The 23,623-nt window shown below is 41.5% G+C and carries 19 protein-coding genes and 1 pseudogene; 5 read left to right on the top strand and 15 right to left on the bottom strand.

The annotated features are described in order from the left end of the window. Window positions 1–26: 26 nt before the first annotated feature. Together AACU33_RS10845 and AACU33_RS10840 are read right to left on the bottom strand one after the other, a co-directional pair. Window positions 27–1,952 carry a transglycosylase domain-containing protein gene (locus AACU33_RS10845; RefSeq protein ID WP_096588512.1) on the bottom strand — a complete coding sequence of 642 codons (1,926 nt, stop codon included), beginning with the start codon at window positions 1,950–1,952 and terminating at the stop codon, window positions 27–29. Window positions 1,953–2,160: 208 nt separating this feature from the next. Beyond that, window positions 2,161–2,385 (bottom strand): annotated as a pseudogene (locus AACU33_RS10840) (penicillin-binding protein 2); the annotation flags it as partial. Between the two features lie 501 nt (window positions 2,386–2,886). On the opposite strand from AACU33_RS10840, the gene AACU33_RS10835 reads away from it, so the two are divergent. Then, window positions 2,887–4,239 (top strand): sensor histidine kinase, encoded by a 1,353-nt coding sequence (locus AACU33_RS10835; protein WP_096588510.1) that lies wholly within the window; start codon window positions 2,887–2,889, stop codon window positions 4,237–4,239. 450 nt (window positions 4,240–4,689) lie between these two features. Here the strand turns inward: AACU33_RS10835 and AACU33_RS10830 are convergent, their stop codons facing one another. From AACU33_RS10830 to AACU33_RS10820, 3 genes are read right to left on the bottom strand one after another with little or no spacing between them, the layout of a single operon-like run. Further along, window positions 4,690–5,874, bottom strand: coding sequence for an LLM class flavin-dependent oxidoreductase (locus AACU33_RS10830; RefSeq protein WP_096588509.1), 1,185 nt, complete (start codon window positions 5,872–5,874; stop codon window positions 4,690–4,692). 20 nt (window positions 5,875–5,894) lie between these two features. Then, window positions 5,895–6,329 carry a GlcG/HbpS family heme-binding protein gene (locus AACU33_RS10825; RefSeq protein WP_096588508.1) on the bottom strand — a complete coding sequence of 145 codons (435 nt, stop codon included), beginning with the start codon at window positions 6,327–6,329 and terminating at the stop codon, window positions 5,895–5,897. Between the two features lie 5 nt (window positions 6,330–6,334). Then, window positions 6,335–7,435 carry an LLM class flavin-dependent oxidoreductase gene (locus AACU33_RS10820; RefSeq protein ID WP_096588507.1) on the bottom strand — a complete coding sequence of 367 codons (1,101 nt, stop codon included), beginning with the start codon at window positions 7,433–7,435 and terminating at the stop codon, window positions 6,335–6,337. Between AACU33_RS10820 and AACU33_RS10815 the strand changes: the two genes are divergently transcribed. Continuing rightward, complete coding sequence (locus AACU33_RS10815; protein ID WP_339375916.1) at window positions 7,434–7,613, top strand: hypothetical protein; 180 nt, start codon at window positions 7,434–7,436, stop codon at window positions 7,611–7,613. The two genes, AACU33_RS10820 and AACU33_RS10815, sit on opposite strands and share 2 nt — an antisense overlap. A 9-nt stretch (window positions 7,614–7,622) precedes the next feature. On the opposite strand, the gene AACU33_RS10810 is transcribed toward AACU33_RS10815, so the two are convergent. Further along, window positions 7,623–8,402 (bottom strand): class II aldolase/adducin family protein, encoded by a 780-nt coding sequence (locus AACU33_RS10810; RefSeq protein ID WP_096588506.1) that lies wholly within the window; start codon window positions 8,400–8,402, stop codon window positions 7,623–7,625. Window positions 8,403–9,151: 749 nt separating this feature from the next. Between AACU33_RS10810 and AACU33_RS10805 the strand changes: the two genes are divergently transcribed. The 3 genes from AACU33_RS10805 (at window position 9,152) to AACU33_RS10795 (ending at window position 12,181) form a co-directional block, all read left to right on the top strand. Then, complete coding sequence (locus AACU33_RS10805; RefSeq protein WP_096588505.1) at window positions 9,152–9,967, top strand: hypothetical protein; 816 nt, start codon at window positions 9,152–9,154, stop codon at window positions 9,965–9,967. 32 nt (window positions 9,968–9,999) lie between these two features. After that, window positions 10,000–10,800 (top strand): hypothetical protein, encoded by an 801-nt coding sequence (locus AACU33_RS10800; RefSeq protein ID WP_096588504.1) that lies wholly within the window; start codon window positions 10,000–10,002, stop codon window positions 10,798–10,800. A 340-nt stretch (window positions 10,801–11,140) separates the two neighbouring features. Beyond that, window positions 11,141–12,181, top strand: coding sequence for an aliphatic sulfonate ABC transporter substrate-binding protein (locus tag AACU33_RS10795; RefSeq protein ID WP_339375915.1), 1,041 nt, complete (start codon window positions 11,141–11,143; stop codon window positions 12,179–12,181). Between the two features lie 265 nt (window positions 12,182–12,446). On the opposite strand, the gene AACU33_RS10790 is transcribed toward AACU33_RS10795, so the two are convergent. From AACU33_RS10790 to groES, 9 genes are all read right to left on the bottom strand, one after another. Beyond that, on the bottom strand, window positions 12,447–13,118 hold the full coding sequence (locus AACU33_RS10790; RefSeq protein WP_096588502.1) for an HAD family hydrolase: 672 nt from the start codon (window positions 13,116–13,118) through the stop codon (window positions 12,447–12,449). Between the two features lie 187 nt (window positions 13,119–13,305). Beyond that, complete coding sequence (locus AACU33_RS10785; RefSeq protein ID WP_096588501.1) at window positions 13,306–14,184, bottom strand: bile acid:sodium symporter; 879 nt, start codon at window positions 14,182–14,184, stop codon at window positions 13,306–13,308. A 93-nt stretch (window positions 14,185–14,277) separates the two neighbouring features. Further along, window positions 14,278–16,638, bottom strand: coding sequence for an arylsulfatase (locus tag AACU33_RS10780; protein WP_096588500.1), 2,361 nt, complete (start codon window positions 16,636–16,638; stop codon window positions 14,278–14,280). Then, on the bottom strand, window positions 16,628–17,584 hold the full coding sequence (locus AACU33_RS10775; protein WP_096588499.1) for a formylglycine-generating enzyme family protein: 957 nt from the start codon (window positions 17,582–17,584) through the stop codon (window positions 16,628–16,630). Before AACU33_RS10775 ends, AACU33_RS10780 begins: the two co-directional genes overlap by 11 nt. Before the next feature lie 421 nt (window positions 17,585–18,005). After that, window positions 18,006–18,653: an HAD-IA family hydrolase gene (locus AACU33_RS10770; RefSeq protein ID WP_096588498.1), complete on the bottom strand. Its 648-nt coding sequence runs from the start codon at window positions 18,651–18,653 to the stop codon at window positions 18,006–18,008. Between the two features lie 79 nt (window positions 18,654–18,732). Next, entirely contained in the window at window positions 18,733–19,074 is a 342-nt protein-coding gene (locus AACU33_RS10765; protein WP_096588497.1) for a 4Fe-4S binding protein, read from the bottom strand. Then, a complete protein-coding gene (locus AACU33_RS10760) occupies window positions 19,071–20,807 on the bottom strand; it encodes an FAD-binding protein (protein ID WP_339375914.1) in 1,737 nt (578 codons plus the stop codon). Before AACU33_RS10760 ends, AACU33_RS10765 begins: the two co-directional genes overlap by 4 nt. Window positions 20,808–21,126: 319 nt before the next feature. Beyond that, the gene (gene groL / locus AACU33_RS10755) at window positions 21,127–22,767 is read right to left on the bottom strand and encodes a chaperonin GroEL (RefSeq protein ID WP_096588495.1); all 1,641 of its coding nucleotides are present in this window, start codon (window positions 22,765–22,767) and stop codon (window positions 21,127–21,129) included. A gap of 125 nt (window positions 22,768–22,892) precedes the next feature. Continuing rightward, a complete protein-coding gene (groES, locus tag AACU33_RS10750; protein WP_096588494.1) occupies window positions 22,893–23,204 on the bottom strand; it encodes a co-chaperone GroES in 312 nt (103 codons plus the stop codon). Window positions 23,205–23,623: the final 419 nt, after the last annotated feature.

Genomic DNA, 23,623 nt, shown 5'->3' with positions numbered 1-23,623 from the left:
TGATACCTAACCTCACCTTAATATTTTCAATTAGATTTAGGACGAGGAAACTTAGAAGGTGGCTGGAATCTTTCTACTGGTACATCCTTAAGTGCCTTCTGCATAAAATCACGCCAGACAGGAGCCACTGTCCCACCACCTGTTGCGCTGTGAGCTAATTGTCGGTTGTCATCCCTCCCTACCCAGATAGCAGTAGTTAACTGTGGTACAGTGCCAATAAACCAAATATCCTTTTCTGAAGAAGTTGTACCAGTTTTGCCGGCGACTGGACGACCGATAGCTGCACCTCTACCAGTTCCCTCGTTCACTACCGATTGCATCACATCTAAAGTGGCGGCTGATGCCCAAGGGTCAAGAACTAGTTGTGGTTTTGGAGTATTATCTAGCAACACATTACCACTACTATCAGTCACACGAGCAATAATCGTTGCTGGTGATTGCCAGCCATAATTAGCAAAAGTTGCATAAGCACTAGCCATTTCTAGTGGTGTCACACCAATTGCACCCAATGGCAGAGAACTTACTGGCACCATTGGACTCATAATTCCTAAGGTACGGCAAGTTTCAATGACTTTATCCATCCCTACAGCTTTACCAATCTTGATTGCCGGAATATTACGAGATAGAGCAACGGCAGTACGAATCGATATTGCTCCCATAAAGCTATTATCATAGTTGCGTGGATAATACCAACCGCTACCATCTCGATAACTGACTGGGGTATCTAGTATCGTGGAATTGGGTGTGAATTTCCCACTTGCAAAAGCGGTGTAGTAAACAAACGGCTTAAAAGAAGATCCAGGCTGACGCTGTGCTTGTGTGGCGCGGTTGAATTCGCTAGTTTTGGCATCAATACCACCCACTAGTGCTTTAACAAAATGCGTGCGCGGATCGATAGCTACTAAAGCCATTTGATTTTTATATATCCCTTCACTCTCAAGGGTTCGATGCCACTTCTTAATAGTGTCTTCTGCCATTAATTGAAAGTTGGTGTCTACTGTAGTTTGTACCCGCATTCCAGCTTTGAGTAATGCTTCACGCCCAAACTTTTTAATTATTTCCTGGGCTACGGTATTGGTAACATAAGGCAAAGCACTACCTTGAAAAGATTTGATTTTACCAAGTTTGATTTTTTGATTGAGAGCATCATTATATTCTTGCTGGCTAATCCAATTTAATTCCAACATCCGCCCCAGTACTTCTTTCTGTTTTTGTTTAGCCAATTTCATATTCACAAACGGGCTATATTCTTCTGGCGCTGGAATTAAACCTGCCATCATTGCTGATTCAGCCAGAGTCAAATTTGCGGCTGATTTGTTAAAGTAAGTGCGTGCGGCTGTTTGTACACCATAATTATTGTGTCCCCAGTAAACTTGGTTGAGATACATCTCTAAAATTTGGTCTTTATTAATAACTTGCTCTAACCTAATTGCTAATACTGCTTCGGCAATTTTTCTGGTAACAGCACGCTTCTGGGATAAAAATAGATTTTTTACTAACTGCATGGTGATTGTCGAACCACCTTCTCGGACACCACCAGCTACGAAGTTAGTTATTGCAGCACGTCCAATCCCCACAGGATTAATACCATGATGCTCGAAGAAATTACTATCTTCGCTAGCTAATACAGCTCGTTTTAAATTGGGAGAAATTGCATCTAAAGGCACTACTTGTCGATTGGCTTCACCGTGTATGCGTGCTAAAAGCTTGCCTTGAATATCATAAATATAAGTTGTTTCTGTGGGAAAAAAGTTGCGTAATTGCCTCACATCTGGTAAATCTCGAAAACTAATAGCTAAACCAACTAAGCCGCCAGATATAGCAGCAGTTGATAACAACATAATTGATAGGAGCGTACCACCAGTTACTTGACCGACTTCTTTCCAAAATTCAACACTGGGTAAAGTTTGAATTTGTGATGGATTCTTATCAAGAATTTTAGACGAAGACATAGTAATTTCACTTCCTCACTTGTAAATGTAACCCAAATAAAAACTTGGATAATACCAAGTTGATTTATAAATAATTGAATTAAGGAATTAGTTATTGAAAATTTTAATTTCCTTATTGTTGGTAGTTGCGTGACAAAATAATTTAGCGTCCTAAGTTTTAAGATAAATTAAGAGCGATCGCCAAAGCAATATTCCCAATGTCATATATCTAATGGAATAGTTGACTAGGCGGAATCTGCTTAACTGGAATTAATGCTTCGATCGCAGATTTTACAATTGGTGCACCAACAGTACCACCATCAGCATTTGCGCCTTGGGCTTCATCTACCAATGCTAAAACTACATAATGAGGTGATTGTGCTGGTAATATCCTCAAGAAACTGGTTATATAAGCACCTCTTTGATAACCACCAGTAGAACTAAATTTTGGCGCGTAAAAGGTTAGCAATATTAACTGGAAAATGAGACATAAGAGTGTAGCAAACAATAAAATAGTCTTAGGAGTTTTTCTTTATGTTTAACTTTACAGCTTATATATCAAAAAATTGGGTAGAAATCGGTTAGAAATCGGGTAATTATCGAATAGATATTAAATATAGAGGATTTGTCTCAGAAACTTATACAACCTGTAATATTTAAAAATATGACTTACACAAGTGTCATATTTTCTTTGTTTAGGTTTGTTCAGAGTCAAATTTCAAAAGTCCAAAAAACCTATTTTTTTGACCCTTAACTCTTGACTCTTATTGCCACCAGAGTCTCACTGTGCCAGTTGCGTAGGTTCTGAAAAATTAAAATTCTCCAAACTAAATAATTAAAATAGTTTGAAGAATGTATAGTGTACAAGAGGTTAATTCAATTTTTAGCCTAACAGTAAATTGTATAAATAAGGGGCAGATATCGGGTAAAAATAGGGGAATTTAAAGGTAGCATTATGAAATGGTCGCTGGAAAGGAAATGGATTGCTTCTGGTTTTGGTTTATCTTTGCTACTCATGGGGATAGTTAGTTTGATTTCTTACCAAAATGCTACTCAGTTAATTGCAAGTAGCAATAAAGTAAAGCATACACATGAAGTAATGAAAAGCCTGATCGATATCTTTGCTACCTTGACCGATGCTGAAGCAGGACGTAGAGGGTATATTCTGTTTGGAGAGCGATCGGAACTCAAACGTTATGAACAGGCAATGCAAAGTCTTGATGCCAAAGTCACAAATTTGCAACAACAACTTGCTGATGATACTTCTCAACAGCAACAACTCATGAAGCTGAAAGTCTTAATTGCTCAAAGAGTAGAACTTTCTCAACAGTCGCTTAAACGTCAGGAATTAGGCAAATCAACCGTTGCGCTGCAAGCTACGAAAATTAACCAAACTCGTGGTGAAATTCGCCAAACTCTGATTCAGTTGCAAGCAAGAGAAGAACAGTTACTAGAAATATCTGTGAAACATTCCCAGAAAAATATTCATAACAGAATGTTAATTGAATTCCTGGGTACAGTCCTGAGTTTTGCCATTTTGTTGGCTGTTTACGCTTTGCTTTATCAACAATTGGTGAAGCGTCAAAAAGCAGAAGCTTTGCAACGGACATTAGCTCAAGAAAAAGAACTCAGCGAACTGAAACTGCGCTTTTTTTCAATGGTTTCCCATGAATTTCGCACCCCTTTGAGTATTATTTTAGGTTCGGCTCAATTATTAGCTCAAAGCGATCGGCAGTGGACAGAAGAAAAGAAAGTTAAAAATTTACATCGGATTCAATCTTCAGCTCGGTCAATGAACCAATTGTTAACCGATATTCTGACTCTGACTAGGGCAGAAGCTGGTAAGCTAGAATTTCATTCAGAACTTTTAGATTTAGAAGCCTTTTGTCTTAACTTAATTGAAGATATTCAATTTTGTAATCAACCACAACATCCAATTAAATTTATTACAAAAAATAACTGTACCCATGCTCAGTTAGATGAGAATTTGCTGTACTCAATTCTCAGTAATTTGCTTGCGAATGCCATCAAATACTCGCCAGCAGAAGCAGATATATTGTTAATCCTTATTTGTGAATCAGACACAATCATTTTTCAAGTTAAAGATTCTGGTATAGGTATACCATCAGATTTTCAGCAGCATTTATTTGAACCTTTTCATCGTGCAGAGAATGTGGGTAAAATTGTTGGGACTGGACTAGGACTAGCTGTAGTTAAAAAGTGTGTGGAATTGCATCAGGGAAAAATTTCTGTAGAAAGTGAGGTAGGTATGGGAACTACTTTTACAGTCAAGATTCCGCAAAAGTAATTCCAGGATAACTATCCGTGGTAAAGTAATATTAAGGAAATTATTTTATTTGTTAAAATAATTTGCAAATATTTTCATTAAAGATGAGGCATAAAAAGCTGTTATTTACGCCAGATTAATCATTTATCAATTAAGTTTATAAGACAATTCATTAAATAAGATGGTAGTTAAATTGGAAGGTAATTTAACTACCATGAGCGAGTAGATTTAATGGTATTAAAAATTATAATTGCATATATACTAATCAAAATCAAGATATTTTTGCTTAAATCATCAATTCTATTTAGCATTTAGAAACATGGTAAAAATTTGACAATTATTTTTCTATAAAAACTAAATAGAAAAATAATTATTCAATTAACATCCTGATTGGCTAGTAAAAAAATTACTAACTTCTATGAGGATAATCAAGGTAAAATTTTCAGTTGTAAATGTCAATTTATAGGTAATTTATAACCTGAGACCTGCCTGTTTCATGAGCGGGAGGATGCGATCGCCAAAAAATTCCAAATCAGGCTTAAAGTCATAAAAGCTTAACTGCAAGCCATCAATACCAGCCTCTTTCAACTGGACAAACTGCTCGACTACCTGCTCAGGTGTACCAATGACCTCGATGTTACCACCAATAGCCCGACGCTTTGGTTCGTCTCTACCGACGCGACCTTTCCAAGCGTGTGCGTCACTATCAAATCTGCTAAAGCCTAAAGGTGCTGCTGGGTCAGCATGAGCGACTATCGCATCGTGATATTCCCAAGTTTCGCGCTCAGTTTCCCGGCTAATTACCATTGGGTTGAGGAGTGTCCGCACTTCGCGCCCGATATCCCGTGCAGCTTGCTTTACTCTTTTAGTATGTGGGGGTAACGCTTCAATGGCACTCTCAAAATCTGAACCTGCGGGGCTAGTAATAAACACAATATCAGAATAACGTGCAGCAAAGGAAATACCCGCATCTGAGCCTGTCGCATTGACTAGCACCGGACGGCCATATTTCGGCTTAGGCGTAACATAAGCACCATTGAGTTTCCACGAAGACTTACCCTCAAATGAGAAATTCTCGTTATCACCCCATAAACGTTGCAGTACTTCGATAAACTCAGCTGCAAGTTCATAACGATGGTCATGCTCAATCCGATTCCAACCAAACATTTCATGTTCAACAGCGCGGTGTCCAGTCACCACGTTAATACCCCAGCGCCCCCCTGATATATGGTCGAGTGTTGCGCCATATTTAGCTAAGTGTAAGGGATGAATCGGCCCGTACAATACATGAATAGTGGAGATCAGCATAATCTTCTGTGTCACGCTGGTGAGTGCAGCTGTAGTCACAAAAGAGTCCAGTGCTTGACCATTGAACACACCACCATAGCCGCCTTTGGGTAACCATTGTGATAGTGCAAAGACTAAATCAAAGCCCAGCGCCTCAGTTTTTAGCACCAGATCCTTGTTGTATTCAAAGCTCCAATCAGTAGTGCGTGGTAATCTGGAAGCACTCCAACCGCCTGCTTGGATGGGGAGAAATAACCCCAACAATACAGGCTGTTGCAACGCTTGGGAGAGGGGGCTGTCGGGGAAATCTGTCGGAGCCAAAAAGCGATCGCTTCCGACAATGGAACCAGGGTAATGGCTAAGAATCATCGCTCAAATGGGGTAGATAACTAATCTATTGGTTCTGCACCGATCGCACTTAACGCGGCTTTGGCGATCGCAATATCTTGTTCAACAGTACCGCCACCAACACCAATGGCTCCTACATGGACACCACCAAAGCGAATAGGTAAACCTCCACCGAGATTCGTTAATAAATTCCCCGAAGCTAGAGGTAACGCCACAGCCAGATGATCGGCAAAGTTTCCTGTAGGGCGACGAATCGAAGCTGCTGTTTGGGCTTTGCGTTTGCTAGTCTCTACGCTGTGAGGCGGTGCGCCATCACCATGTGCAAAGGCTACCAAAGTTAAAAGTGAGTTGTAAACAGCTATCGATACATTAGCGCCTAGATTTTGGCTTTCTTTTAAACCTGCTTTGACTGCTGCTAATGCAGTATCAGCTGTAATTAATTCAATAGTTCTTGTAGATGTAGATGTTTGTACCATAATTTTTATCTCCCAACTCCAACAGCTTGACGTTCTCGTTTTGCTACTTCTGCACGTACTAAAGGAATGACTTCCCGTCCGTAATCAATAGCATCTTGTAGCGGATCGAAGCCCCGAATTAGTAATGTAGTGACACCTGCGTCATAGTAATCAACTAAAGCTTCTGCAACTTGTTCCGGTGTTCCCACTAATGCAGTTGTGTTACCTGCGGCACCAGTAGCGGCTGCGATCGGTGTCCATAAACGCTTATCATAAATCTCGCTTTTAGCTGCAAAATCCAGTAACCGTTGCGAACCTACCGCCTGTGGTCTAGCTGGGGGCGCGACTTTCACACCTCCCCGTTGTTCTTGAATTCGCCCTAAAATATTTCTGGCTCTTTCCCAAGCCTGTTCTTCTGTCACACCCAGAATAGGACGCAGAGATACACTAAAGCGAATAGAGCGATCGGGAGGTAAAGCAGCTTTAACTTGAGCAATCCGTTCTTTCACTGCGGCTATAGGCTCACCCCACAATGCATAAACATTACTATGCTTGGCTCCTACTTCTACGGCTGGGCCGGATGCACCGCCAAAGTAAAGGGGAATATGAGGCTTTTGCAGTGGTTTGATAGCAGAGAAAGCATCTTTAACACGATAGAATTCTCCTTCGTAATCGAAGGGTGTATCGCTTGTCCAAACACGACGGACAATTTCTAAATACTCATCTGTACGACGATAGCGATTGTCATGATCAAGCCAGTCACCATCTCTTTGCTGGTCTGCATCACTACCGCCAGTGATAATATGTACCGCAATCCGACCATTGGTGAAATGGTCGAGGGTAGCTGCTTTGCGTGCTGCTAAAGTTGGTGCAACAAAGCCTGGACGATGAGCAATCAAAAAGCCTAAGCGCTCAGTAAATGCAGCTGCATGGGTAGCCACGGTAAAACCATCAGGACTACTAGAGCTATAGCCGATTAGTACTTTATCAAAATCGCCTTTTTCATGAGCTTGGGCAAACTCACGCACATAGGCGGGGTCAATAATATCATCGGCCAAGCTACCTGGCACACTATTTAACTCCGAAGCAGGTTTGGTGCGGATTAACCCAATAAACTCAACTGGCATGATAAATTCTCCTGAAAATGCGCCCCTAATTCTCAATCGCCATCAATCTCAATACTTTCGGTTAAGGGGAAAAGGGAAAGGGAAAAAACCTTTAATCTTTAACCTTTCTCCTGCGGAGACGCTACGCGTAGCTTGCTTCCCCGCAGGGGTACACCTTTTCCCCAAACCAAACTTGTAGTGTTACCAATCAATCCAACAAATCTGGTTGATCGCGGGTAATTTCATCCCATAAATATTGGAATGCACGCCAACCTGATTCGTGAGTACCATTGCGTTGTTGAATACTCAAAGCCAGATCATGCTCAATAGGAATTGGTTTACCTACGGATTCAGCTAGCAACTGGGATTTAGTCGCATCTTCTAGCCGGATGAACCACCAAGCCGCCTCGTCTACAGTATGTCCTACGGTTAATAATCCATGATTGCGGAGAATTGCCGCTTTTTTATTACCTAATCCTTCAGCAATGCGTTTTCCTTCGCTGGTATCCAACACAATGCCTTTGTAATCATCAAATAAAGCATGATCTTGGTAGAAAACAGCAGAATCTTGGGTAATTGGATCGATTAAGCGACCTAGTGCTGACCAAGTTTTGCCATAGAAGGAATGAGCATGAGCCGCCGCTACTACATCTGGGCGGGCTTCGTGAATTTGGGAGTGAATAGCGTATGCTGCTTGATTGAGTGCGCCATTACCTTGAACAACTTCACCTTGAGCATTCACCAAGATTAAATCAGAAACGCGCACGCGGCTGAAATGAATCCCAAAAGGATTAACCCAAAAATGATCGGTAAGTTCCGGATCGCGGGCTGTGATGTGTCCTCCTAATCCTTGAGCAAAACCTAAATGGGCAAAAATACGTAAAGCTGCTGCTAACCGTTCTTTGCGATGACGACGTTCTGCTTCTGTGGAGGTAAAGGTTGGTGGTTTAACGAGAGTACCATTGCGGACGATGGAAGTTTGCACCATGATTCTCGATTCCTAATGAATAGAAGATTATTTAATAAATACAGCCATGAAACAGCCTGATATATTAGGCGTGACAATTCAGATGACTACACCGTCAAACTAGTAGCAGAATTATTTGGTGAGATGTTTTAACAGACGCGATCGCACAGAGTTAATCAAATCTTCTGGCTCATCACTATTTACCCAAACTTAGGTGGGAAATTATCTAGCACAGCAACTCTTTAAACTAGGTTAGTAACATTTTTTATTAAACTACGGTAAATCAGTCGAGCTACTGTATTTTGTGCAATATGAACCTACCACAGTTCACCTCAAGAAGCAAGCTTAAGAATAGTACCCCTTGTTTTTTATCGCCATATATGCAAATCTCATATTTATAAACTACGGTTTATTGGTCAATTTACCGTATTTTGTGGCTTGAAAAATTCAAGATTAACTGTCACAGACTGGTTACCAAGGTTCTCAATTTGTCTGAGCCTAGCTATAGGAATTAAATTGCCAATTTCAGCAACTAGGCTCACCATTTTCTTAAACCCTAGCTAATTATGAGCCAAAGACCATCTCACAGTTGCAAAAAATGTGTGGATGACAACAAATTTTAGATAGCGCAACACATCATTAAATTTCACGAACAGACAAAGAACAGACGCGAAATTACAACTGATAAATTCGCGTCACAAAAATTCAAGATTGGCAGATTAATCGGCTCTCTTTTACATCAGTGAACAACTCACACACAGGAGCAAAATATGACTGCTATTATCACTCGTCCAGCTTGGACAATTGAATTTGAAAATGAAACAATTGATAGGTTAATTGATAAACACGCACCACATATTCCGAAAAAGCGCTTGCAAGAGCCAAAAGCGATCGCTACAGCCGAAGAACTAGAAAATTTCTACCATTTCCGCGTTGGTGGTGCAGCCCATGATTTATTTATTGTGCAAGTTGTCGCCAACGTTATCGATAAAATTCCCGATCCAGAATTGCAGTTATTTTTAAGTCGCCAATTAGGTGATGATGGCGCACATGCAGAAAATACTCGTCGCCGTGTAGAAGCATTATTTGGTCACGATCCTATTGACGATATTCAAAAGCAAGTGCAAAAGCATTGGGATTTTATGGGAGATATACCCCGACGAGGCTGGTTAGGCTTTTTAGCTTTTGAACTGCATTATGAACATCATATTGTTGCCATTGGCTCATTAAATCGCCGTTTATCAAGGCTGTACGATCCAGAATCCTCTAGCTTTGCGACAGCGAGAATCATCCCAGATGAAACATTTCACCGTGCAGGTGTTGCAGAGTGGTGGTTACGTAAATTTGACAAAGCTTCGCCAACAGAAAAAGCTGAGTTAGCAGCCCAGGTAATCGAAGCAGACGAAGAAGTCCAACGCCGTCGCAATCCCTATTTAAAAGAGCATGAAAAAGTTAGCCGTCGGGCGCTAGGGATTGAAGTTGAGGGAACAGGTGTAATTTATGATACTTGGCGACAAGAGGTATTGTCTTACTTCTTCGATATTCCAGTTTCTCAGTTACCCAAACTTGTCAGCATTGACGATTAGGACGGAATCTAAAATATCTCAAGGAACCTATTATGGCTGCAACTTTAACTCGAAGCTGGAGTGTAGAGTTTGAAACAGAAAACCTGGAAAAACTCTTTAGTCAGCACGCGCCACACGTACCATTAACTCGCGAACATCCCAGCCGTCCGCCAGTTACAGAAGCAGAAAAAGAGCATTTCTATAAATATTGGGCTGCTACTGGTGGTCACGATTTGTCTATTGTGCAAGCTGCAAGTAAAGCAATCTTATTGATTCCCGACCCAGATTTGCATTTAATTTTGAGTAGACAAATTGGTGACGACGGCGCACATGCGATCGCTTTTCGGGAAAGAGTCATTGCTCTAACTGGACGCGATCCGATTGACGATATTCGTAAAGAAGCCGAACGCCATTGGGAATTTCTCGAAGATGTACCCTATCGTAACTGGCTAGGATTTATTGCTTGGGAACTGCATTATGAGCATCATATTTTGCCCCAAGTTTGGTTTAATAAGCTGACATCAACAATTGGTGATGCAGTATTAGCCCAACAAAGTAGCGAAAGATTTAGTGATGATGAAGCAATTCATCGAGTGACAATTGCTAATTGGTGGCGTAAGAAATTTGAGCGAGCTTCGTCTAATGAACGTGCTGAATTAGCTGCACAATTATTAGAATTAGATGAAGAAATTCAAAAGCGACGTGCTGCTTATATCAAACAACGCTGGCAAGATGCAGAAAACTTTAATGGTTCTAATAGCCAAGGTATTGAACCAATATATGATGCATGGCGCAAAGAAGTACTTTCCTACTTGCTAGATATTCCTAATCCTCAACTTACTTCTATTAAATAGAAAGTAAGCATTATTCCCCCATCTAAATTAAGAAATTTGAATGTAGGGGAGTAAACGTACCAACTTACTCAGCATTTATTTTTCCGCTTCAACCAAAGTACGTGACATGGAAACTAGTGATTCACGTTAGTTCAATCAAGAATTATCAGATGAATCATTAGTATCATTTTCCTAATATTAATAACCTCAAGAAACAGCTTGATATTTTAATAATTTTTTTAAACAAATAAAATTAAGAAAACGATAAATAAATACACACAATATGCCAGTCAGCAAAGGAATATATATGTTCAAGAAATGGCCACATCAGTTTTTTAGTTGGATAAATCAGAGGAGGTTGTTGAAATCTTTTCAGCAACCGGGAATTCGCTCATTTGCATTATTATTTTTCATCGGTTTGGGCTTGAGTTTTGCGATCGCATCTTGCGCCCCCAGTAATTCAGCAAATGCACCAGCAGAAAAACCCCAAGCCAGCAAGTTAACAGTGTTGAAAATGGGGCATCAAAAAGGGATGGCGCTGCTGAATATCCTTAAAGCCCAAGGTAGCCTAGAGAAGCGTTTGCAACCTCAAGGTATTTCTGTCACCTGGAATGAATTTTCTTCGACTGCACCTTTACTTGAAGGGATGGGTGTTGGTGCAATTGTTTTCGGTGGTGGTGGTGGTACGGGAAGTGTCTTTGCTCAAGCTGCTGACAAACCTTTTGTGCGAGTGGCTGCAAGTACAAGTAGTACTAGAAGTTCCGCCATCCTAGTGAAAGAAAATTCACCGCTTAAAACTCTTGCTGATTTAAAAGGTAAGAAAGTCGCTTTTGCTAAAGGTGCAAGTTCGCAATACATGATCGTGCGTGCTTTAGAAAAAGTCGGTTTGAAATACACAGATATTCAACCTGTCTATCTCACACCAGCTGAAGCTTTACCAGCCTTTGAACGTGGCGATTTCGATGCATGGGTAATCTGGGACCCTTATACTGCTGAGGCGGAACGTAAGCTGCGTACTCGTTTGTTGGCAGATAATACTACAGTATTTGGCGAAAAAGCTGCTGTAGAAAGCCCAGGATTTTATTACGCTGGTCCAGATTTTGTCCGCGATCATCCAGATATTGTGAAAATAATTTTGCAAGAATTGGAAAAAGCCGGTAGTTGGGCTAAAAGTAACTACAAAGATTCAGCTAAACTACTTTCCAAACTCTACAAAGTTGATTTAGCAACAATGAACATCGTAGAGGAGCGCGGAGGCGATCGCAAAGTATTACCTGTAACTGATGAAGTTCTCTCAGGCTTACAAAATATGGCAGATAGCTTCTACGAACTCAAAGTTATTCCCAAAAAAATCGATGTCAAAGATAAAAAATACAACTGGGTTCCCGATCAAAAGTGGTAAGGCAAACCTAGTACATTAATAACTAAACTCAGCGGTTGCAAATTTGCTGAGATTTTTTATAAAGATAGGGCTAAAAGGTATTAAATTGTCTTACAGCCCTATCAAATAGTGCGTTTGAAGGTAAAGCTGATTTTGTAATAGCTAATGACTAAATATTATAGCCTGTTTATTTAACTAAATTTATCGATAAACCTAGTTATATTAAAAAAAATCTCTGAAAATTTTAAAATCAAAAAAATAGACTGTATTCTTTGTTGCTTAATAGCTAAAGGAGTTGAGATAGCTGCCCCATATCGTTAAAAACTATCTTAGCTCCAGCCTCAAAAAGAGCAGTGCGTAGACGCGCAGCGGCTTGTCGTGAGACATCGCTGTGATGGGCATAGCCAAAAACAGTCATTCCTGCTGCGGATGCTGCTTGTACGCCCGGTACAGAATCTTCAATTACAGCACAATATTCTGGATTAGTATTCATTTGCTCGGCTGCATAGAGATACACATCCGGAAAAGGTTTGGGGCGTGAAACATCATTAACGCTATATATTTTGCCATCAAATTTATGTAGAAGCCCCGTTAATTTCAATACCATTTGAATATGACGATGGCTACTATTTGATGCCACACATTTGGGTAATGTAATCTGCTCCAATACTTCGATAATACCTGGAACTGGTTTTAGTTCTTTCTCTAAGGGAGCCATTTCTCGCTCTTTACAAAGTTCCATAAAGTTTTTGGGCAATGGTTTGTTGTAAGATGTCTCGATAATCTCTAAACAGGTTTTTAAGGACTTGCCAATAAATTTTTGAGTTACTTCTGCATAGGTGATAGGAAAGCCAGCTTCAGTGAGCGTTTCTGCAAAAACGCGATTAATGATTGGTTCGCTATCAACCAAAACTCCATCACAATCAAAAATCACAAGCTCGAATTGATTTTTACCCATATTTTTGCCTCAAATTTAGCATTTTATCATAAGTTTATAATTATTTATCCTTTGCTTTTGAAGAGCGATCGCCAAGGATTTTTCTAAAATATAAGACTATTTCTATTAATTAATTTTATTAAAAATCAATTTTAAAGTAAAATTTTATTTGCATATTCTTGATCTTTGATTGTTAAATAAAATACATTTATCCTGATATCTCTAACTGTTTGATGTCTCCATCCTGTGCTTGGTCTAATTCGATAAACTTTGGCCCGACAATCAAAACTGTCATCATCATTAATATACTCGTCACCATAATGATGCTCACCACGTTGGGGTCGTCAAAATTACTTGTCCCTACTAATAATGCTGCGGCAAAATTGCGTTGCGCTGTTCCGACCCCTAACACTCTTTGAGTATCAACGCCAGGCCCGCCTAAAAGATAACCAACGCTAAAGGAAAAGATAATAAATACCGCACAAACAAAGATTGCGCCTGTTTTTAATAAACCAATAATATCGTTGGTGTGAATTATTAATCTCACGACTAAACCCAACAATAATCCACTACTAGATAACTTGAAGAAAATAGGCTGGATAACAGGAGCGATCGCAGCAAATTTGGCTTTGATAAATAGTCCAATGACTAACGGGCTAATCATCATCAATAACAAAGGTTTGCCAATATCCCAAGAATTGATTTGCACACCTTGCACCACTAAAGGTAATACTAATGGCATATAAAAAATAGTGCCAAGCATCAACAACATCATTAATCCCACAGAAAAGGCTATATTGCCCTTAACTATTTGAGCAAGTTTAGGCAAAGCTGGGGGGCCTGATGCTAATGCCATAATGAGTAAACCATCTTTTAATGCTTCACTCAAAGGTACTATTTGTACTAGCAGATAAACAAAACTTGGCACCAATATAAAATTGGTCAGCAAAGACAATATGACCAGTCTAGGGCTGCGGAGTGGTTCCCAAATTTGTTTGATGGTTAAACCTAAACCTGCACCTAACATAGTGAACACAATGAATGTGAATAGTGCAAGTTTGTCGATTATTACTAATATTTCATTCATGATTTATAGGGTGGTTGGGCATGGAGCATGGGGCATGGGGCATAGTTATTTCTCCTCTGCTTTCTAATTTTCATGCCCCATATCAAATCTTAATTACTTCAACTCCAGGCTGACTTGTTGTAAGTTACCAGTGAAGTTAAAAGGTACTTGGTAAGTGTCAACTACAGGAGTACCTGTATCTCTGCCGACATCAAAGGTTTCGTCGAGGGCTAAACGGTAAGCGATGGTTTTATCAACTCGACCTTCCGCTACCTGTTGATTGTTGATGAATAATTTACCAATGCCACCTGCACCTACACCACCGTCATAATCAAAGTTGAACCGGATTGTAGATTTACCAGAGGGTAATTTTTCTGGTGATTGAATGGTATAGCGGGCAGTATTGGCATAGTTGTAAACATAAGTAGGCTTACCATCCTCAAGGAAAAAGCTCCAACCAGCAAAGCGACCACCTTGGGTTAAAATTACACCTTCTGCCCCGTTTTCGGGAATTTCTACATTAGCTGTAATCGTGAAGGAGCGATTTTTCAGATTAGGGGCGCTACCTTCGGGAATGCCCACTGTACCAGGATAGTAGGTGAATGTTGTGCGTCCTCTGGTGAGGCTGGGACGAATTTTAACATCAAATCTTTCAGCGATGCGATCGTCTAGCGGTAATACTTTATGCTTCTTGGCTTCTTTTAAAAACAACTTTTGCAGTTTTTCTAGCTTTTCTGGGTTTTTCTTAGCTAGATTATTCGCCTCGCTGAAATCTTCGGCAATGTTGTACAGTTCCCACTCATCTGTATCAAAGCTACCTTTGACAGTTCGCTCCCAAGGTAAGCGACCATGACGCGCCGCAGCTACCCAACCTTCATCATAAATGGCTCGATTACCCAGCATCTCAAAATACTGTGTTTCCCGATGAGAAGAGGCATTAGGATTATTAAATGTATATGCGAGGCTAGTACCTTCTATTGGTTGTTGCTTCACACCATTTACTTGTTTAGGAGCAGTAATTCCCGCCACTTCTAAAATTGTGGGTGTAATATCAATTACATGGTGAAATTGACTGCGAATGCTGCCTTGGTCTTTGATATTTGCGCCCCAGGAAATTACTAAGGGGTTACGAGTACCGCCAAAGTGAGAGGCGATTTGCTTTGTCCATTGAAAGGGAGTATTGACTGCCCATGCCCAAGCGGCTGGAAAATGGTTGAAGGTTTTGGGGCTACCCAAGTCATCATAAGCAGCTAGCAGTTGTTGGAGATTTTCGGGTACACCATTGAAAACTTGCAGTTCGTTGACGCTACCTGTTAATCCACCTTCGGCACTAGCACCGTTATCTCCCACAACATATATGACTAAGGTGTTATCCAGTTCTCCCAGTTGGTCAACAGCATTAATTAACCTGCCGACTTCATAATCTGTATGACCTAAAAATCCAGCAAATACCTCTGCCATGTGGGCATAGAGTTTTTGCTGTTCTGCTGAAAGGGAATCCCAAGCTGGCAATTCTTGAGGGCGGGGGGTGAGTTGAGCATTAGCGGGAATTACACCCTGTTGCTTTTGTAGGGCAAAGGTTTCTTCGCGTAATTTATCCCAACCTTGGTCAAATTTACCTTTATATTTGTCAATCCACTCTTTAGGGGCGTGGTGGGGTGCGTGGGTAGCGCCGGTGGCGAGATAGGCGAAAAATGGTTTTTCTGGTGCAATAGATTGTTGGTTGCGAATCCAGGCGATCGCATGGTCTACTAAGTCAGGTGTTAGGTGATAATCTGGCTTGTTGGGTTTATCTACACGCTTAGTATTTTCCACTAAAGCCGGACTCCACTGGTTAGTATCACCACCAAGGAAGCCGTAATAATACTCAAATCCTAACCCTGTAGGCCATCGATCAAAAGGCCCGGCGGCGCTGGTTTCAAAGTCTGGTGTATTATGCCATTTACCAAAAGCGGCTGTGTTATAGCCATTTTGTCGCAGGATTTCGGCAACAGTAGCAGCACTCTTAGGCAAAACTGTTGTGTAGCCAGGATAACCTGTAGCTAATTCTTCAACTACTCCTGTATTCACTGAATGATGATTGCGTCCAGTTAACAAAGCTGCCCTGGTAGGAGAACACAGGGCGGTGGTGTGAAACTGGTTGTAGCGTAATCCTGTTTCGGCTAGGTGGGTTAAGTTGGGAGTATCCACAGGGCCGCCAAAGGTACTAGCTTGTCCAAAACCCACATCATCTAGAATTACTAACAAGACGTTGGGGGCGTTAGCGGGGGCGGCTATAGGTTGGGGAAAGTCTGGTTGTGATTCTTTATAGGTGAGGCCGATTTTACCCTTAAACTCTGGTAAGGGCACAGGTAAAACCTCAGATGTAGCAGCTAGGGCGGGGCTATTAATCGTTAACAAAACTATCAATAATGATATAGCGATCGCCTTTGCTATTCTTGGAAATAAATTCCAGGGCTTAGATTTAAACTTCATTCTTCATCCTTTCTGTACTCAGGTTCTTTACTAAGCGAAATCCGATATGAGTTGTTCCCGTATCCGGCGCTTGAGATTCTCGCGCTGCGGGACGGAAACGGCTGCAATAGTTAGGCGCACAGAGATAAGAACCACCTTTAATTACATGTAGAGCTTGTTCGCTGGGTTTATTGGGGTCAAAACTTTGTTCCGGGCCTGTAGGATTAACACTGTGGGTTTTGTGGTTATGTCCTGGCATAAACCAATCAGATGTTAATTCCCAAACATTACCGATCATGTCATAAAGCCCATAACCGTTGGGTGGAAAGGAACCAACGGGGGCAATACCTGTGTAACCATCTTTTTGAGTATTGAAAAAGGGAAAGATTCCTTGCCAAGTGTTGGCTTTTTTCTCCGAGTATTCATCGCCCCAAGCATAAGTTGCAGCATCTAACCCACCATGGGCGGCGTATTCCCACTGGGCTTCTGTAGGTAGTGATTTTCCTGCCCAATGGGCATAAGCTACAGCATCTTCGTAAGCAATATGAACGACGGGATAGTTATCTTGATGGGCAATTCCGCTTTCTTCGCCAAATGGATGTCGCCAATTCGCCCCAGTTTGCCAATGCCACCAATTCAGTAGTTTTGCTTCTGGTTGTACTATTGCAAACACTAAAGAACCGGGTAATCTCTGCTCATCTGGTAAGTCGGGAAACTGTTCTTTTGATAAAGGACGCTCTGCAACTGTGACATAACCCGTCGCTTTGACAAACTCTGCAAATTGAGAATTTGTCACCTCGTATTTATCGATACAAAATGAACTAACTCTTACTTCTTGTGCTGAGAGTTCTTCTATATAACCGGAATTATCCGATCCCATCGTAAATGTTCCACCAGGAATCATTACCATTTCTGGGGGACAGGGATTAGCGGTAGCAGCAAAAGCGGGAGGAATCGCCGTAGACATTGCTACTCCTATAACCAATAACAGCGCTAAAAAACTTTTCCTTAACACAGTGGTGTTGACTGTTAACAAGAAGAAATCAAAATTCAGACTCAATATTGCTGATAAATATTCATCAGTCTATTAATATGCAAAAAATTAGCAATTTTTGATTAATAAAAATTGCCATGAATTTGCACTAATTTAAAAAAGTTTATCTTGTTTTAAATTAGTATCATACTATATATTGATAGATTTACCGGATTTAAGACAATATTGATAACCTAACTCTTAAGCAAAAATAAGTCAAGAACTTTGTTCGCTGACATTGATATAGCCTGACAACTCATCGACTATTGCAATAGAAGGATTCCTGATTCAGGCAACGGTTCTCGATATGCCCTGTCACCAAAAGTCATTAAATTATTACATATCCTGGGCTATTTTATGAGCGATCGCATTTCATCGCGTAAATATTATCCAGCCGCTTTTCCAGATATTTCATATGAGAAAACACATTATTTTGTGTCTCTGCTTTCTCCTCTGTTGAATATTTCAAAGCATAAATTCCGGCTGAATGTGCAGCTTGAATTCCGACATCGCTATCCTCAATGACCACACAATATTCGGGCGGGAATCCCATTTTATTAGCTGCGTATAAAAATAAACCTGGGTCGGGTTTCCACGAGCCTACCTCATAAGAACTAAACAAGCTATCGCCAAAATAATGGGATAGATTTGTGACATTTAGAGCCTTACTAATTTTGGCTATAGGCGCACTCGAAGCCACACAAACAGGATAGTCCAGATTTTTGAGCATCTCTGGAACACCTGTTACTGGCTGCAAGTAAAATTCAAATAATTCATTCACTTTCTGACGATATATTACTTCAAAATCAATAGGCAGCTTTACGCCATACCTCATTTCTATATCCGCTAAAATTAAAGCCAACTTTCTGCCACGATATCTAAGAATCAGACCGTCAATTGATTCATTGATAAAAGGTAGCAAATCGATAAATGCTTGGTTACAAAGCCTCTCGCTATCAACTAAAGTTCCATCTAAATCAAAAATGATACAAAGATGCTTCATGTATGAAAAATAACAAAAGAAATTATTCCGTTTCAAATTGTTGACGGTTAACAGTTAACAGTCAACCGTCAACAGCGAATTAACTTTGATAAGGGCGTGGTAGTTGGCGTAATTTATGAGCAGTGTCTAATTCACTATTGTTTTTTCTGCCATATCCCCAACCTAAGATGCGACGATATTCACCCATAATCCCACTGTCAATTAACTCATCCTCGTTGACCGCAACATTGGTATGAGATTGGGGTGCAACATAGAGTGCATCTGCTGGACAGTATGCTTCACACATAAAGCAAGTTTGACAGTCTTCCTGACGCGCGATCGCAGGTGGTTGGTTAGGAACTGCGTCAAAGACATTGGTAGGGCAAACTTGAACGCAGACATTGCAATTAATGCAGAGTTGATGGCTGACAAGCTCGATCATGATACTGAGGCTGTTGTTTGAGTTGTTAATACTGGTGATGTCGTAGTCTCATCTGTAATCCAATCCCGTCTTACCCACAGCTTATTTAAACCGCCTGTGGCTTGGTAATAACGCTGATTGGGATCGGTTTCGGGATAGTCTATGCGAATATGTTCGCTGCGGGTTTCTTTGCGATGTAAAGCGCTAAAATATCCCCATCTTGCTACAGCCGTCAGCGCAGCAGCTCGTCGAGAAAATTCGATATCGCGCACGGTATCTTGTTTCGGATTCCCTTGTACTTGCTGCCACAAAGTTTCTAATTTGGCGAGAGAATCCAGAAGTTTCTGTTCAGAACGCAGGTAATTCTTCTCTAGGGGGAATACCTCCGCTTGAACACCACGCACGATCGCTTGACTATCGAATGTTTCAGATGTGGTAGATTGAGAACGCATTCCCGCTTGTCCAGCAAGATACACAACTCTTTCATGAGCATGAGCGCCCAAACTTTTCGCAAAGGCGGCTGCACCTTCTCCTGCCCATTGTCCTGTAGATATTGCCCAAGCAGCATTAGGGCCACCACCCCCAGAAGCTAAACCAGCTAAAAATTCTCGCGATGCTGCATCACCAGCAGCGTATAGTCCAGGTACTTTTGTCCCGCAACTATCATTGATAATCCGAATTCCACCTGTGCCCCGGACTGTACCTTCTAAAACTAGTGTTACAGGTACTCGTTCTGTATAGGGGTCAATACCAGCTTTTTTATAAGGTAGATACGCGATGAAATGCGATTTTTCAATTACGGCTTTAACTTCAGGTGTGGCTCGATCCAAACGAGCATAAACAGGGCCTTTTAAGAGGGCGTTGGGAAGGAATGCGGGATCGCGACGACCATTGATATAACCGCCTAAATCGTTACCTGCTTCATCGCTGTAACTAGCCCAGCCAAAGGGAACTCCCCTTGTAACCGTGGCATTAAAAGCGGTCGAGATGGCATAGTGATTAGAAGCTTCCATACTGGAGAGTTCGCCGCCAGCTTCCACAGCCATCAGCAGTCCATCACCTGTATTGGTATTACAACCTAAAGCTTTACTCAAGTATGCACAACCGCCATTTGCTAAAACTACTGCGCCAGCACGAACGGTATAGGTGCGATGATTTTGCCTCTGTACACCTCTAGCACCAGCTACAGAGCCATCTTCAGCTAATAACAGTTCTAAAGCGGGGCTTTGGTCGAGAATTTGCACGCCCACACGCAACAGGTGTTTGCGAAGTACCCGCATATATTCCGGGCCATAATAACTTTGGCGCACGGATTCCCCATTTTCTTTAGGGAAACGATAGCCCCAATCTTCCACTAGGGGCAAACTTAGCCAAGTTTTTTCAATGACACGTTCAATCCAACGTAAGTTAGCGAGGTTATTTCCGATGCGGTAACGTTCTGATACAACTTTGTCCCAATTTTCTGGAGAAGGGGCCATGATGCCATTTCCACTGGCTGCTGCTGCACCGCTTGTACCCAGAAAACCTTTATCTGCAATGATGACTTTCACACCTTGGGCGGCGGCGGCTGATGCGGCCCATGCTGCGGCGGGCCCGCCACCAATTACCAGCACATCGGCGGTTAGTTGAAGTTCTGTTTCGCTATCGACTGTGAGCAATTGTTTTTCCTCCTTGTTGGTAGTTGCACCCTGTTTGGGGAATTCAACGCCTCGACTTTGCTCGGCGTTGACCCTGAGCGTAAGTCGAAGGGTCAAAATTAATAACCCCGCAGATGAGTCTGGGGGGTCGAATTTATGTGGTCACTGAGTGTACCGAAGTGTTGTTTGGTTGCGTAAGTCGGCAAGCAAGTTCAAACAGTATTGATAAAGATAAGATTTCAGATAATATGATAGCCTAATTATTAGGTTTTCAAAATTAAATTTAATGGATAATAAAACGAATCGCGAAGGCGCGAAGTACGCTAAGGAAGAGAGGAAGGAGAGAAATCGTAAGTAAAGAGGCGATCGCAATATCTGACAATCGCCCCCTGAGGATTACAAAAGAGCCAAAACCTATTGCAGTTACTACCGATGATTAGTAATCGAAATCGCCACCTAAGCCACCGCCACCGGGTGCAGCAGGAGTAGCTTCTTTGGGTTCTGGCTTGTCAACTACAATGGCTTCGGTGGTTAATACCATACCTGCAATTGACGCAGCATTCTGCACGGCGGAGCGGGTAACCTTGGCGGGATCGACAATCCCAGCTGCAAACAAATCTACGAATTCGCCAGTGGTTGCGTCGTAACCAACGTTGAATTCTTTTTCTTTGACTCGTTCTGCAATTACTGCACCGTTTTGACCGGCGTTTTCAGCAATTCTCTTTAAAGGTGCAGACAGTGCGCGAGATACAATCAATGCGCCTGTTAATTCTTCATTCACTAGGTTAGACTTTGCCCATTCTTCCAAGCCAGGTGCTAGATGTGCCAGTGTTGTACCACCACCGGGAACGATACCCTCTTCCACAGCAGCTTTAGTGGCGTTGATAGCGTCTTCCAGACGTAGCTTGCGGTCTTTGAGTTCGGTTTCTGTAGCCGCACCCACTTTTACGACTGCAACCCCACCTGCGAGTTTTGCTAAACGTTCTTGCAGTTTCTCTTTATCGTAGGAAGATTCGGTTTCTTCGATTTGGCGGCGGATTTGCTCTACTCGTGCTTTTACAGCTTGCTCGTTACCTTCTGCAACGAGGGTGGTGCTATCTTTGGTGATGGTGACGCGGCGAGCTTTGCCGAGTTGATCGAGTTTAGTAGCATCTAGTCTCAAACCAGCGTCTTCGGTAATTAACTGTCCGCCAGTGAGGATGGCAATGTCTTCTAGGATAGCTTTGCGGCGATCGCCAAATCCAGGTGCTTTAACAGCTGCTACATTCAGCACACCACGCAAACGGTTAACTACTAGGGTTGCTAAAGCTTCTTTTTCAATATCTTCGGCAATAATTACCAAAGGACGACCAGCACGCGCTACTTGCTCAAGTACGGGTACGAGGTCTTGTACTAATGCGATTTTCTTGTCGGTTAATAGCAGGAAAGGCTCATCGAATACTGCTTCCAAGCGCTCGGCATCGGTGGCAAAATAGGGAGAGATATAACCCTTGTCGAAGTTCAAGCCTTCTGTAACTTCTAGTTCGGTGGTGACTGACTTACCTTCTTCTAGGGAAATAACGCCTTCACGACCAACTTTATCTAAGGCTTCAGCAATTAAAGCACCTACGACTTCATCGTTACCGGCAGAGATTGCGGCAACTTGCGCGATCGCTTTAGAATCTTCCACAGGACGCGCATGTTCTTTGATTTTCTCTACTAGAAAACCTGTGGCTTTGTCGATACCGCGTTTGAGTTCGATAGCATTCGCACCAGCAGCTACGTTCCGCAAACCTTCTTTGACAATCGCGTGAGCCAAAACAGTTGCAGTTGTAGTACCGTCTCCAGCAGCATCGTTAGTTTTAGAAGCAGCTTGACGAATTAGAGATACACCTGTGTTTTCAACGTGATCTTCCAATTCAATTTCTTTAGCGATGGTGACTCCATCATTAACAATTTGCGGCGCGCCAAATTTCTTTTCTAAAACAACGTTACGACCTTTAGGGCCGAGGGTAACTGCTACTGCTTCAGCGAGAATGTCAATTCCTTTTTCCAAGGCGCGACGAGCATTTTCGTTGTAAATGATGCGTTTAGCCATAGCGATCCCAGTTCTCTCTAAATATTGTGTAAGTGAATCAATTTTGTTGACTGTTGACTGTCAGCAGTCACCAAGAAAAATGTGCAAATGTTTAAATGTAGAGCAGGTTAACTAATGGCAATCAACTATGAAACAATTGCCAAGATGTCCTTTTCAGACAATAGAACATAATCTTCTGTACCTAACTTGATATCGGTACCTGAGTATTTGGAGAACAGAACTTTATTGCCAACAGCAACATCTATAGTTTGAATAGTGCCGTTATCGTTGCGTTTACCAGGGCCGACGGCAACTATTTCACCCACCTGTGGCTTTTCTTTAGCACTATCAGGCAGAAGAATACCTCCCGCTGTTTTCTCTTCAGACTCACTAATCTTGATGAAAATGCGATCGCCCAAAGGCTTAACAGTAGATACGCTTAATGCTATAGCTGCCATACAAAATTCTCCAAACTAACTTTTTGAAGGTCAACAAATAGTTGTAATTAAGTAATGAACTGATGGAAAGAATTTTTGCTCAATCGGACAAGTCTAATTGAGAGGACAATGCATCATGCCTATTGTTTCTCAAATCAAACAGTAGGCATGAATGGTTTTTTCATCAAACCAATCCAACGAATAGTGAGCAAAATCAGGAATTGCTAGTCGTGGAGCTAAAATACACTAACTTTATCGAGATAGTGTACTTTACTTATATTAAGTATCATGTCATAAGGTTTTAAAAAAAGCAAGCAGTCCACAGCCGCTGAATTGAGAGCCTGACAATCTCAGAATGCTTGCTATAGGGTACGAAGAGAACCGCAAGCTATATAAGATTGTGAAAATTTAAATTTTGATATTCACCCAAAAAATAGGAA

The organism is Calothrix sp. NIES-2098 (assembly GCF_963875125.1).
Classification (GTDB): Bacteria; Cyanobacteriota; Cyanobacteriia; order Cyanobacteriales; family Nostocaceae; genus Aulosira.
The sequence above is the reverse complement of the archived record's forward strand: the minus strand, read 5'-3'. Positions and strand labels throughout refer to the sequence as shown.